12 protein-coding genes are annotated in these 12,410 nt (G+C 57.5%); 8 read left to right on the top strand and 4 right to left on the bottom strand.

The genetic code is table 11. The features are described 5' to 3' along the window. Positions 1 to 86 precede the first annotated feature (86 nt). Complete coding sequence (purU, locus tag H1Y61_RS04015; protein WP_012654270.1) at positions 87 to 971, top strand: formyltetrahydrofolate deformylase; 885 nt, start codon at positions 87 to 89, stop codon at positions 969 to 971. Between the two features lie 278 nt (positions 972 to 1,249). Further along, positions 1,250 to 4,174, top strand: coding sequence for an aminotransferase (locus tag H1Y61_RS04010; RefSeq protein WP_180573767.1), 2,925 nt, complete (start codon positions 1,250 to 1,252; stop codon positions 4,172 to 4,174). 91 nt (positions 4,175 to 4,265) lie between these two features. Here the strand turns inward: H1Y61_RS04010 and H1Y61_RS04005 are convergent, their stop codons facing one another. After that, positions 4,266 to 4,502 (bottom strand): Lrp/AsnC ligand binding domain-containing protein, encoded by a 237-nt coding sequence (locus H1Y61_RS04005; RefSeq protein ID WP_012654268.1) that lies wholly within the window; start codon positions 4,500 to 4,502, stop codon positions 4,266 to 4,268. Positions 4,503 to 4,685: 183 nt separating this feature from the next. Next, positions 4,686 to 5,717 carry a MerR family transcriptional regulator gene (locus tag H1Y61_RS04000; protein ID WP_180573766.1) on the bottom strand — a complete coding sequence of 344 codons (1,032 nt, stop codon included), beginning with the start codon at positions 5,715 to 5,717 and terminating at the stop codon, positions 4,686 to 4,688. A 113-nt stretch (positions 5,718 to 5,830) separates the two neighbouring features. Between H1Y61_RS04000 and H1Y61_RS03995 the strand changes: the two genes are divergently transcribed. Together H1Y61_RS03995 and H1Y61_RS03990 are read left to right on the top strand one after the other, a co-directional pair. Next, positions 5,831 to 6,841, top strand: a complete 1,011-nt coding sequence (locus tag H1Y61_RS03995; RefSeq protein ID WP_180574403.1) for a ligase-associated DNA damage response exonuclease — start codon at positions 5,831 to 5,833, stop codon at positions 6,839 to 6,841. After that, positions 6,841 to 8,457, top strand: a complete 1,617-nt coding sequence (locus tag H1Y61_RS03990) for a cisplatin damage response ATP-dependent DNA ligase (RefSeq protein WP_180573765.1) — start codon at positions 6,841 to 6,843, stop codon at positions 8,455 to 8,457. Before H1Y61_RS03995 ends, H1Y61_RS03990 begins: the two co-directional genes overlap by 1 nt. A 95-nt stretch (positions 8,458 to 8,552) precedes the next feature. Here H1Y61_RS03990 and H1Y61_RS03985 read toward each other — a convergent pair whose 3' ends face one another. After that, positions 8,553 to 8,750: a CsbD family protein gene (locus H1Y61_RS03985; RefSeq protein ID WP_180573764.1), complete on the bottom strand. Its 198-nt coding sequence runs from the start codon at positions 8,748 to 8,750 to the stop codon at positions 8,553 to 8,555. A 286-nt stretch (positions 8,751 to 9,036) separates the two neighbouring features. On the opposite strand from H1Y61_RS03985, the gene H1Y61_RS03980 reads away from it, so the two are divergent. The 3 genes from H1Y61_RS03980 to H1Y61_RS03970 all read left to right on the top strand — a co-directional run bounded on the left by H1Y61_RS03980 (position 9,037) and on the right by H1Y61_RS03970 (position 10,415). After that, the gene (locus H1Y61_RS03980; RefSeq protein ID WP_180573763.1) at positions 9,037 to 9,336 is read left to right on the top strand and encodes a DUF883 family protein; all 300 of its coding nucleotides are present in this window, start codon (positions 9,037 to 9,039) and stop codon (positions 9,334 to 9,336) included. Positions 9,337 to 9,339: 3 nt separating this feature from the next. Further along, complete coding sequence (locus H1Y61_RS03975; RefSeq protein WP_180573762.1) at positions 9,340 to 9,774, top strand: hypothetical protein; 435 nt, start codon at positions 9,340 to 9,342, stop codon at positions 9,772 to 9,774. A gap of 128 nt (positions 9,775 to 9,902) precedes the next feature. Next, entirely contained in the window at positions 9,903 to 10,415 is a 513-nt protein-coding gene (locus tag H1Y61_RS03970) for a Dps family protein (RefSeq protein WP_174112998.1), read from the top strand. A 134-nt stretch (positions 10,416 to 10,549) separates the two neighbouring features. On the opposite strand, the gene H1Y61_RS03965 is transcribed toward H1Y61_RS03970, so the two are convergent. Beyond that, entirely contained in the window at positions 10,550 to 10,744 is a 195-nt protein-coding gene (locus H1Y61_RS03965; protein ID WP_234903485.1) for a NepR family anti-sigma factor, read from the bottom strand. 751 nt (positions 10,745 to 11,495) lie between these two features. Between H1Y61_RS03965 and H1Y61_RS03960 the strand changes: the two genes are divergently transcribed. Further along, complete coding sequence (locus tag H1Y61_RS03960) at positions 11,496 to 12,290, top strand: response regulator (protein WP_012654260.1); 795 nt, start codon at positions 11,496 to 11,498, stop codon at positions 12,288 to 12,290. Positions 12,291 to 12,410: the final 120 nt, after the last annotated feature.

The raw sequence follows: 12,410 nt of genomic DNA, 5'->3' as shown, positions 1-12,410 counted from the left end.
CAGAAGGCTAACAACCCGCTTCTTCAGGCGGAAGACGCTTTAACGGAAAGAGGCCGTACAAACCGGCCACATCAGAGGAAGACGAGATGACGAGTTATGTTCTGACGGTATCGTGTCCATCCAAGCGCGGCATTGTCGCGGCCCTTTCCGGGTATCTGGCGGAAATGGGATGCAATATCGTCGACAGCTCGCAATTCGACGATCTCGATACCGACCGTTTTTTCATGCGCGTCAGCTTTATTTCCGAACAGGGGGCAAGCCGCGAAAAGATCGAGGCAGGCCTTGCACCCATTGTCGATAATTTCCAGATGGAGATCGGGCTTTACGATTCGACAGAGCGGGTCAAGGTTCTGCTGATGGTGTCACGCTTCGGCCATTGCCTGAACGACCTGCTGTATCGCTGGAAAATCGGCGCCCTGCCGATCGATATCGTCGGCGTGGTCTCCAACCATTTCGACTACCAGAAGGTCGTGGTCAATCACGATATTCCCTTCCATCACATCAAGGTGACGAAGGACAACAAGCCGCAGGCCGAAGCCCAGCTGATGGAGCTTGTGCAGCAGACCGGTACCGAACTGATCGTGCTGGCCCGTTATATGCAGGTCCTCTCCGACGCGATGTGCCAGAAGATGTCGGGCAAGATCATCAACATCCACCATTCCTTCCTGCCGAGCTTCAAGGGTGCCAATCCTTACAAGCAGGCCTTCGAGCGCGGCGTGAAGCTGATCGGGGCCACCGCGCACTATGTCACCGCCGATCTCGACGAAGGCCCGATCATCGAGCAGGATGTCGCGCGCGTCACCCATGCCCAGAACGCCGAGGATTACGTGTCGATCGGCCGCGATGTGGAAAGCCAGGTTCTCGCCCGCGCCATCCATGCCCATATCCATCATCGCACCTTCATCAACGGCAACAAGAGCGTGGTTTTTCCGGCCAGCCCCGGCTCCTATGCATCAGAACGCATGGGATAGACAGGCATCAAGGCCAGCCATCAAGGATCGAGCAGGACCTCTTCACAAGCGAAACCCGCTCTTTCCACACCTCAAACGTTTGTTCCCCATGTTATTTTATAGATGGGCGATAGACGCGCGGATTCTCTCTGCTAGAGTTTGTCAGGAAACATGGTTATCGGCTTTCCAACGCGAGAAACCAAAAGAAGACAGACCTGAGCTTGCATGATGCAGGTCGGACCGGAGTTCAGACCGGACAGGCCCAGCTCTCAGCCGATTGATTCTGCAGGAGGCAGTCCATGCCAAACACCCTTCTCTTTCAGCGCACCGGGCTTGCGCGGCCTCACGTGACGCTTGAGGCGGCAGTGACCCTGCTGAAAGAGCAGTATGGCCTTGAAGGCACCGTCAAGGAGCTGGGTTCCCAACAGGACCGCAATTTCCGCGTGGATACCGGCGACCGCCGCTTCGTGCTGAAAATCTGCCGCCAGGAGTATGCGAGCATCGAACTGGAAGCCCAGAATGCGGCCTTGCGGCATCTGGCACAAATCCCCGATGCCCCGATAGCCCCGCAACCGGTCCCCTCCCTCAGTGGAGAAGAGATCGTGGCCGTGACCCTCAGTGAGGAAAGCTATTACGCCCGCCTGCTGACCTATATCGACGGCGAATCCCTGAGCCAGCGAAGCTATCTTGCACCTGCGACCATGAGCGCCATCGGCAGCTTTTGCGCCCGCATGGCGTTGGCGCTGGCCGATTTCGACCATCCCGGCCTGGACCGTGACCTGCAATGGGATCTGCGGCGTGCCGGACCGGTCACCTTGCATCTGCTGGCCTCCGTCAGCGAGCCCAAACGCCGTGACGATGTTGCCAAGGCAATGATCGTCACCATGCGTCATATCAATCCGCTGCTGGGCGAGCTGCGCCTTCAGGCCGTGCATCACGATTTGACCGGTGACAACATCATGGGCGCGCCCGATGCCGCCGGTCGGCTTCTGCCACAAGCCGTGATCGATTTCGGTGATCTGGTGACAGGCTGGCTGGTGGGCGACCTTGCCGTGACATGTGCGGCGCTCTTGCACCAGTCCGATGGTGATCCCTTCGGCGTGCTGCCAGTCATCCAGGCTTTTCACGCGCTTTATCCGTTGAATGAAGCCGAGATCAAAGCCCTTTGGCCTCTTATCGTCGCGCGCGCCGCCGTGCTGGTGGCCAGCAGCGAACAGCAATTGTCGATCGATCCCGACAATGATTATGTCTCCGGCAATCTGGAACATGAACGGGAAATTTTCACCCTCGCCACCTCCCTGCCCTTCTCGGTCATGGAAGCAGCGATCTTTGCCACGCTTGGCCAGGAACCACCGGAAGAGCGCCCGGTGCTTGGCCGGCTTCTGCCCGGCATCGATCCGCTCAGCGTGCATCTGACCGACCTGTCCACTCTCAGCCCCGCGCTGATCGAGGACGACTGGGCGGATGCCCAGATCGACTGGAAGCTGCTGGCCAAGGCCGCCGCCGATACCGGCGTTGCCGCGACCCGCTACGGTGAATGCCGCCTGTCCTATACCAGGCTTTTGTCGCCGCGCATGCCAGCAACCTTTGCGCTACATGTCGATGCCTGCTTGCCAGCCGGAACCGAGGCCGTGGTTCCCTTCGATTGCGTGCTAAAGCGCACCAGCCAGCACTTCATTTTGATGGCTCAGGATCTGGCCCTGCATATCCATGGGCTGGAATGCCAGTTTGAAGACGGTACGGAATTGCAGGCGGGAACGCCCCTTGGCCGGATTGCCGGCGCGGAAGGGTCCGTGGGCGGGCTGCGATTGCAGCTTTGCCGCGATCCTGACCTCGTGCCGCCGCTGTTTGCCAGACCCGATCACGCCTATGCCTGGCGGCGCGTCTGCCTGTCGCCCGCCGCCTTGTTCGGCGTCGATCTGGATGCGCCACTGCCAGGCAGCGAAGCCCTGCTTGCGACCCGTAACCAGCATTTTGCCAGCCCGCAAAAGCACTATTATGCCCATCCCCCACAGATCGAGCGTGGTTTTGGCGAACATCTGTTCGACATGGCGGGCCGCGCCTATCTGGACATGGTCAACAATGTCGCCACCGTTGGCCATGGTCATCCCCGTCTTGCCCATGCCGCCTGGACGCAGTGGTCGCGTCTCAACACCAATTCCCGCTTTCATTACCGCGCCGTCGCGGAATTTTCTGAGCGGTTGGCGAGCCTTGCGCCGGAAGGACTGGACACAGTTTTTCTGGTCAATAGCGGCTCGGAAGCCGTGGACCTCGCCATCCGGCTTGCCTGGGCGGCCAGCGGCAAACGCAACATGGTCAGCCTGAAGGAGGCCTATCACGGCTGGACCATGGCGAGCGACGCGGTCTCCACCTCGATTGCCGATAATCCGCGCGCCCTGGAAACCCGCCCGGACTGGGTATGGCCCCTCACCGCCCCCAACAGCTATCGCGGCCCGCATAGAGGGCCGGATAGCGCTGCCGCCTATATCGCTGAGGTGGAAAAAACGCTGGAAGAAATCGATGCCGCCGGTACGGGCCTCGCCGGTTTTATCGCCGAAAGCCTGTTTGGCAATGCCGGTGGCATCGCCTTGCCGCCCGGCTATCTCCAGGGCGTCTATCCCTTGATCCGGGCGCGTGGCGGGCTGTGCATCGCCGATGAAGTTCAGGTCGGCTATGGCCGTCTCGGCCATCATTTCTGGGGTTTCGAGCAGCAGGGCGTCATCCCTGATATCATCACCATCGCCAAGGGCATGGGCAATGGTCAGCCGCTCGGCGCCGTTATCACCACAAAGGCGATTGCCGATACCTTCGAGCAGGACGGTTATTTCTTCTCGTCCTCCGGTGGAAGCCCGGTCAGTTCAGTGATCGGCATGACGGTGCTGGACATCATGCGCGACGAAAACTTGCAGGACAATGCCCGCGATGTCGGCGATTTCCTGCGTGAAAAACTGGAGGATCTGGTTGCCGTCCATCCCCTGGCCGGTGCCGTGCACGGCATGGGGCTTTATCTTGGCCTCGAACTGGTCCGCAACCGCCAGACGCTGGAACCGGCGGCCCAAGAAACCGCCGCCATCTGCGAACGGCTGCTCGACCTCGGCATCATCATGCAGCCGACCGGCGACCATCTCAACGTCCTGAAGATCAAGCCGCCGCTCTGCCTGACCTATGAAAGCGCCAGCTTCTTCGTCGCCATGCTGGACAAGGTCCTAACCGAAGGCTGGTAACAGGCTTCGCCTGATGACTTTAAGGAGAGTCCATCTTTTCGGTAAAATCGGGCTTTTCGGTAAAATCGGGTTCCGCTTTCCCTGATAAACTCTAGAAAGCGGTAAACGTCATTGTCGTCAGCGAACGGACCACGCCGGGTACGGCCGAAATCTGCTCATTGACGAATTTGCCGACGTCCTGCCCATCCTCGATATAGACCTTCATCAGCAGATCATATTCGCCCGAGGTGGAATAAAGTTCTGAGACGATCTCCGCCTTATAGATCGCATCGGCCACCTCATAGGTCTTGCCGGGAACACATTGCAGCTGAACGAAAATGGGTTTCATGGAAATAGATCCTGAGATTGCGCGTCGAAACGTCTGAAAGACCGTGCGGGCAATGCCTGAGAAAACAATGCCACACTGTCTCTATCCGATACCGCAAATACAAGCGGGATGTCACCCTGCAATCGCAGGTCTCGCCTGCGCACGGATGCACAGGCGAATGGCACTTCGCCAAATCAGCAGTATTTACGAATGAGGCCTGAAGGCAACGACACCCCGGCTGCGCGCCCGAACCTCCGGTGAGGCAAGACATGTGGAAAGGGCCTCATAGCCGGGCGCACCGGGATAAGGCGCGACTACGCTTGGCGGGCTGTGGTTCGCCGGGCAAAAAATGATGGCTTCGTCCCCCGTCACCGCATCCAGCTCCAGGATTGACGCCGATCGGGTCATGAGAAACAGCGGGCGTGATTGGGAGCAGTGATGGCGCAGGTAACCGGTCAACGCCTCCTGCGTGGCGCGATCCAGGTCATCCTCCACCATGTCGATAACCAGGCAGGCGGGACCCTGAGCTTCCAGCCCGACCAAAAGGGCCGTCAAGGCATCAGAAGGAACAGCCCCTTCCTCCATGAGCCAAGCCAAGGCCCGCTCAATGCTTTCCCTTAAACAGAGATCGGCATCAAGACGCGCCTTTGCCGCACTGCCCTTGTCCTCAAGCCGGTCCAGACCAAGAAATGCTGCATCGGGCAAAGCGGCGGCGATGGCATGGGCAAGCCTGGTCTTGCCGCATCCGAGTGGACCGACAATATAATTGATTGGACGAATATCCAGCAGCTCGAAGCGTTCTCCGCCCCACGGCCAAGGAAGATCCAGGGCAAGCCGAACGTCGCCACTGCGACGAGACAGGCCCACCAGATCGGTGAATGACGGGACAGTCCCGGCAGCTATATCCTGGCGCAGCGCCCGGATTTTCTCCAGGGCTTGCGCCGTCTGCCGGATGGTCCGTTCAAGCGCGGACTGATGCCGCGCGAAAGCCGGTTCGAGGCATTGCGGGTCCCCTTCCAGCACGCGCTTGACCTCTGCAAGACTGAGGCCCAGATCTCGCAGGGCAATGATGTCCGTGGCGCGGGCCATTTCGGCAAGACCATAAGTCCTCCATCCCGCAGTGGTGCGAACCGGCGTTATCAACCCTTTCTGCTCGTAGAGCCTCAGGGCCTTCATCGATACGCCAAGTCGGCTCGCTGCCTCGGAAGCATTTAGATATTGAGCGGAATACGTCACGAATCACCTCGTTCGTTGTTAACCGCCATACGTATGGAAGCGGCCCCAAGGGACAGGTCAAGAGCAAATTCGCTCTACACTTCTCAAGCCTCCCGCCCTATTTTAGCATCATGATCAAGCCCGAGGCCCTGCTGCATCCGACTCCTGCCGGTCTCTATTGTCCGATCGGCGATTTTTATGTCGATCCGGTAAGACCTGTGGCACGGGCGTTGATTACTCATGGCCATTCCGATCATGCCCGCGCTGGTCATGATAAAGTATTGGCCACAAGGCAGACGCTTGACATCATGGCGTTGCGCTACGGCGCGGACTTTGCCAGATCGTCGCAGCCGGTCGATTTTGGGGAAACCCTCACGCTGGATGGCGTTGCCATCGGTTTTCACCCAGCCGGACACGTTCTGGGGTCGGCGCAGATTTCTATCGAGCGGGAGGGCACCCGCATTGTCGTTTCCGGCGATTACAAGCGCCGGCCAGATGCCACCTGTGCGGCTTTCATGCCTGTGCCGTGCGATGTGTTCATCACCGAAGCGACTTTTGCGCTGCCAGTCTTTCACCATCCCGATCCAGCGCTGGAAATCAGCAAGCTTTTGCGGTCGCTGGAACAGTTTCCGCAGCGCAGCCATCTGGTCGGAGCCTATGCGCTGGGTAAGGCGCAGCGGGTGATCTCGCTGATCCGCCAGGCGGGCTATGACAGGCCGATCTATATTCATGGTGCGCTCGCCAAGCTCTGCGACTATTACCAGAGCCAGGGCATCGAGCTGGGCGAATTGCGCCCCGCAACGGTGGAAAACGGCGGATCCAGCCATTTCGAAGGCGCTATCGTCATTGGCCCGCCTTCGGCTTTTGCCGATCGCTGGGCGCGGCGTTTTCACGACCCATTGCCGATTTTCGCCTCCGGCTGGATGATGGTGCGCCAAAGGGCCAAGCAGCGCGGGGTTGAATTGCCGCTGGTGATTTCCGACCATTGCGACTGGCCGGAGCTGATCGAGACGATTAGCGAATTGCAGCCCGGCGCCGTCTGGGTCACGCATGGGCGCGAAGAGGCTTTGGTGCGCTGGTGCGAGTTGAACGGTATCGCCGCCAAGCCGCTGCATCTGGTTGGCTATGAAGATGAGGGCGATTGATGCGCGCCTTTGCTACGCTTCTCGACCGCCTCGTCCTGACCCCAAGCCGCAATGGCAAGCTCAAGCTGTTGTCAGATTATTTTGCCAGCGTACCGGACCCGGACCGGGGCTATGCGCTGGGCGTTCTGGCCGGAACGCTCGATCTGAAGACGGTCAAGCCAGCCCTCCTGAAAGAACTGGTGTTGGAGCGGATGGACCCGGTTCTCTTCGGTTATTCCTATGATTATGTCGGCGATCTCGCCGAAACCATTTCGCTGGTCTGGAACCAGGACCGCGGTGAAAAGGCCGAAATAGCCGAACCGAGCCTTGGCGAGGTCGTGGCCCTCATGCAATCGCTTGGCCGCACCCAGGTGCGGGGTGCCGTGCGCGACCTGCTCGACCAGCTTGACACGTCTGGCCGCTTTGCCTTTCTCAAACTGGCGACCGGCGGCTTGCGGATCGGGGTCTCTGCAAGGCTTGCCAAACAAGCGCTTGCCGAGATGTCGGGCAAGGATGTCGGTGAGATCGAGACGCTGTGGCATGGGCTGGAGCCACCCTATGTGAGCCTGTTTGCCTGGCTTGAGGACGGAGCCGACAAGCCTGTGCTGGCGACACCGGCAATCTTTCATTCGGTCATGCTGTCCAATCCGGTCGGCAATGGCGATCTGGATGGTCTCGAGCCCGCCGATTTCGCCGCCGAGTGGAAATGGGACGGTATCCGGGTGCAACTGTCGCGCCATGGAGACACCTGCCGCCTCTATTCCCGCTCCGGCGACGACATTTCCGGGGCTTTTCCCGATATTGTCGCCGCAGCGAATTTCGATGGGGTGATCGATGGCGAATTGCTGGTCGGCGGCACCGCCCGCTCCAACCAGCCGACCCGCAGCTTTTCCGATCTTCAGCAACGGCTGAACCGCAAAAGCGTTACGACGAAAACGCTCAGCGATTACCCGGCCTTCATCCGCGCCTATGATCTGCTGTTTACCGGCGACCAGGACGTGCGAAACCTTGGCTATGAGGCTCGCCGGGGGCTGCTTGCAAAGATTGTCGAAAATGCCCCCGCCACCCGATTCGATCTTTCACCGCTGATTGCTTTTTCCAGCTGGGACGAGTTGGACGTACTGCGGCACGCCCCGCCCGATCCGGTCATCGAAGGGGTGATGATCAAGCGCCGTGACAGCATTTATCAGGCGGGACGCGCCAAGGGGCCATGGTTCAAATGGAAAAAGCAACCGCTGAATGTCGATGCGGTGCTGATGTATGCCCAGCGCGGCCATGGCAAGCGCTCCAGCTATTATTCCGATTTTACCTTCGGGGTCTGGATGCAGATGCCTGATGGTGGAGATCAGCTGGTGCCGGTGGGCAAGGCCTATTTCGGCTTTACCGACCAGGAGCTGGAAATTCTCGATAAATATGTGCGCAACAATACCATCGACCGGTTCGGACCAGTCCGCTCGATCCGCGCCGAGCCGGAGCATGGTTTCGTGGTGGAGGTGGCGTTTGAAGGGCTGAACCGGTCCACCCGGCACAAATCCGGCGTCGCCATGCGCTTTCCCCGAATTTCACGGTTGCGGAGCGACAAACTTCCGCGTGATGCTGACCGCCTGGAAACGCTGCTGCATATGCTGCCAGCATAACCATCAGATCATAAAAAAGCGGCGCCAGAACCATCATGGTTTCCAGCGCCGCACCCGCAAAACAACATCATGTCGCCAGCTGCGGTTTAGTTATATTAGTGGCGTTTGACCCACTCGTCGATCTCTCGGTCGGCCTCATCCTGGCCTTTTCCATAGAGTTCCTGCAATTTGCCGCTCAATTGTTTGCGATTACCGGCAATAACATCCAGGTCGTCGCCGGTCAGCTTGCCCCATTGAGCCTGGGCCTTGCCCTTGAATTGTTCCCAATTGCCTTCAACACGGTTCCAGTTCATCGCGGTCTCCTCTGCGATTGGCGATTTAAAGAAGCCCGTGCCGCCGTCAAATATCAGCGGTCCGAGCATGGTAGCATGAGATTAACGTCATGCAACCTGGAAGGTTCCGATTATGGCGATCGGGCGCGATTGCACAGGGGTCGATACAATCACCCCATGCAAGATAGGTGATCCGAAAATAGTTGAAAAATGGAACCCTTGGGCCTGAACAACGTTTGTTGATGGAGTTCGCGCCGCAGACGGGATAACAGTTTGCGCAGCCTTAAAATCCAGAAGGAGTTCGTCCATGGTCGATATCAATGAAGCCATCAATGATGTGGAAGCAGAAGCACGGTCCAAGGAACTCGAAGCGCAGATCGAGCAGCTCAAGCAGGACGTTGCCTCGCTGACGAGCACGCTCGCCTCCCTCGGCAGTGCAACCTTGCATCAGGTCGGCGACAAGGCATCGGATGCGATCAGCTCCGCACGTAGCAGCGTTTCCGCGCTGGAACAGGATCTGGAAGATAAAATTCGGGCAAAACCATTGCAGTCGGTCGCGGTTGCCGCTGGTCTCGGCTTCATTTTCGCCCTGCTGTCGCGGCGCTAATCAATGTTCGGTTTGCTCACACGTCTGACACTGGTGGCCGCAGAAGGCGTGAAGCCAAGGATCGACAAGGCTCGGCGCAACGCCATCGCTGGCGCTATTTCCGGGTTTTGTTTTCTGATTGCCATCGTTGCGGGGATTGTTTCCGGCTGGATCTTCCTGGCAGCTGAAATCGGTGCTGGTCCGGCCGGGCTGGTGATTGCAGGTATTGCGGTGTTGATCGGTCTGATCACGCTCGCGGTCGTCTCCATTATCAATCGGCGTGAGGCGCGCAGGCGGGCATTTCTTCAAACCGCGACACTGGCAGCGACTGATCCACTGACCATGGGCCTGATGGGACGCTTGCCTGGGATGCTGAAGGTCAACCCCATCGTCGGGGTCGCGGCGGTCGGCATGCTGGCCTATCTGTTTGCGCGCAGCCAAGGGATCGGTCGTAAGTAAGGGATCGGTCGTAAGTAACGGCAAATCCAATAGCAGTTGTTAAGTGCAGTCATAACCTCAACCGACGACGGAGCCCTGTTTCGGCGGTGTTCTTTGTCGCCTTGTTTTTAACCGAAAGGACCAAATCCATGGCCAAAGTTGCAGAAGTATTGAAGCCCAGAGCCCGTGACGAAAAAATCAGCACCGGTCTCGAAGACAAGTACCGCGAACAGGCCTCCAAGGATCTCTCCAAGATCCTGGCAGCCACTTATGCGCTGACAATCAAGACCCAAGTCTATCACTGGAACGTGGTTGGTCCGCTATTCAAGCCGATCCACGAACTGACGGAAGAACATTATAACACGCTGTTTGCCGCCGTCGACATTATTGCCGAGCGTATTCGCGCCCTCGGACATCTTGCCCCAGTCAACCTGCAAAGCAGCAGCAATTTCGCGCCAAAGACTGGCGAAACCCAGCATCACGCCGCCATCGACATGGTCCGGGATCTGATCGCAGACCACGAGGCTGCCGTGCGCCAGATGCGCGAGGTAGGCGAGGCTGCCGACGAAGCTGGCGATCTGGTTACATCAGACATGCTGACAGCGCGCCTGACCTTCCACGAAAAAGCATTGTGGATGTTGCGGGCGATTATCGCTTCATAAGAGTATTTTTAGAAAAATGCGGGAGCCGGTTTCACCGAAGAGACTGATTTGAACAACAAAAGCGTCATGTGATTTGCAAACACATGACGCTTTTTCTATATTTCCCGTCACCCCGTCTGTCGTAAACACCGGTTTCAGGCGTTACCCGACTTGGACTTCGCAGTCTGCTCGGCAGCATCGAGCCTCTCCAGCAGGTCCAGAAAGTGATCCGGGGTCCCCTCCTCGACAAGCTCATCGTAATAGGTTTTCAAACGCGCCGCGATCATGGCATTGGCCTGGCTCTCCTTTGTCGGAGCTTTGACGGATTTCGAGGACTTTTTTTCGGACATGATGTCAATGCCTGCGGCCTGGAGAGGGAGCTTGTTATATGATATGCATTCTATCAAGAAATAGATCGCAGCAAGAGAAATCCTGGTTTTTTGTATCCAAGACAGTTACAAATAAGATAATAGCACAATACCGGGCATGGCTTTCTTGATCTTTATCAAATAGAGATCCGAACATTCGAACATATAAATCAACCGCATCCGATGCATTGACCTTGAACATCAGAATGAATATCGCTGCTTGTTTAAACCACTGGGGATATCTATAGCAATTCTAGAAATCCAGGGGTTGTTGGTCGAATCAAAACCCTTTTGTCCCGACTGACCGAAAAGCCTTCAATGATTTTGGCAGGAAAGGATTGCAGCAGGATTTGCGTCTTGAACTTCATCGGTCCGCTGGCATAAGCTCGTGAGCATCATCTGATTTTAACGCCTGCCCATTCTTTTCCCAGTCTCGCGACAGTGGTTTGCCTTGCCCATAAAGACGAAAATCATCGAAGATCGCTCATCATACCCTTTGCAAATATCTCAAGCCTTTGACAGATTTGATATATTGCGCCCTCTTCGAGGCGGGGACACATCGGTCTCCTTGCACCATAATATAAGTGCAGGTCATGACGTGGATAGAATGGATCGATATCGACCGGCACCCCGCACGGATCGGGCAAATAGCCGGACGAAATTTGGAACTTTTTTTGGATCCCCGCGTTTGCTAGCGAGTTTATGCTGCATTCGTGCAAACTGGAGAAGCTGAATGTCCCTTACCACCCGCGTCGCTGCTCATATTCCTTATTTGAGGCGATATGCCCGAGCTGTGACGGGCTCGCAGACATCGGGCGACGCCTATGTCGCCGCTGTTCTGGAGGCTCTGATCGCCGATCTTTCGGTCTATCCCGAAGCCAGCAGTGATCGGGTTTCACTTTATAAACTGTTTGTCACGATTTTCGGCTCGACCCATGTCGAAATCCGGCCGATGACCTCGCCTTTTGCCTGGGAAAAGCGGGCCGCTTCTAATCTTTTGGCCGTTCCTCCGCGTGAGCGCCACGCCTTCCTGCTGATCTCAGTCGAAGGCTTTACCTATGAGGAAGCTGCGGAAGTGCTCGGCGTCAGCGACAGCGACTTCCGGGGTCTGTTCAACCAGGCCGCCGTGGAAATCTCCCGCCAGGTGGCAACCGATATCATGATCATCGAAGACGAGCCGTTGATCGCGCTCGATATTGAGCAGATGGTGGAAGATCTCGGTCATCGCGTCACCGGCATTGCCCGGACGCACAAGGAAGCGGTCGAGCTTTATGGCCGAACCAACCCGAAAATGGTGCTTGCCGACATCCAGCTAGCCGATGGAAGCTCTGGCATCGACGCCATCAATGATATCCTGAAGGTGGATACCGTACCGGTGATCTTCATTACCGCCTTCCCGGAACGTTTGCTGACCGGCGAGCGGCCGGAACCGGCGTTTCTCGTCACCAAGCCGTTCAATCCCGATATGGTCAAGGCACTGATCAGCCAGGCACTGTTCTTCAACGAACATGCCAAACAGGATGCCTGACGGCTGGACCATGCGATTTTGGACCGGTCCGGTTTGGCATCGCAGTCAATGAAGGGATAGCGTCGAAGCACGAGGCGCCGGATAAAACGGATCGTCATTGCGATGTTGGTGAAACTATGC

This window comes from Agrobacterium vitis, from assembly GCF_013426735.1.
Taxonomy (GTDB): domain Bacteria; phylum Pseudomonadota; class Alphaproteobacteria; order Rhizobiales; family Rhizobiaceae; genus Allorhizobium; species Allorhizobium vitis_D.
This window is presented reverse-complemented; position numbering and strand designations above follow the sequence as displayed.

Excerpts from the sequence above, each read along its gene's own strand:
- purU (WP_012654270.1), top strand. The coding sequence starts at position 87 with ATGACGAGTTATGTTCTGACGGTATCGTGTCCATCCAAGCGCGGCATT.
- H1Y61_RS04010 (WP_180573767.1), top strand. The coding sequence starts at position 1,250 with ATGCCAAACACCCTTCTCTTTCAGCGCACCGGGCTTGCGCGGCCTCAC.
- H1Y61_RS04005 (WP_012654268.1), bottom strand. The coding sequence starts at position 4,502 with ATGAAACCCATTTTCGTTCAGCTGCAATGTGTTCCCGGCAAGACCTAT.
- H1Y61_RS03990 (WP_180573765.1), top strand. The coding sequence starts at position 6,841 with ATGCGCGCCTTTGCTACGCTTCTCGACCGCCTCGTCCTGACCCCAAGC.
- H1Y61_RS03985 (WP_180573764.1), bottom strand. The coding sequence starts at position 8,750 with ATGAACTGGAACCGTGTTGAAGGCAATTGGGAACAATTCAAGGGCAAG.
- H1Y61_RS03980 (WP_180573763.1), top strand. The coding sequence starts at position 9,037 with ATGGTCGATATCAATGAAGCCATCAATGATGTGGAAGCAGAAGCACGG.
- H1Y61_RS03975 (WP_180573762.1), top strand. The coding sequence starts at position 9,340 with ATGTTCGGTTTGCTCACACGTCTGACACTGGTGGCCGCAGAAGGCGTG.
- H1Y61_RS03970 (WP_174112998.1), top strand. The coding sequence starts at position 9,903 with ATGGCCAAAGTTGCAGAAGTATTGAAGCCCAGAGCCCGTGACGAAAAA.
- H1Y61_RS03965 (WP_234903485.1), bottom strand. The coding sequence starts at position 10,744 with ATGTCCGAAAAAAAGTCCTCGAAATCCGTCAAAGCTCCGACAAAGGAG.
- H1Y61_RS03960 (WP_012654260.1), top strand. The coding sequence starts at position 11,496 with ATGTCCCTTACCACCCGCGTCGCTGCTCATATTCCTTATTTGAGGCGA.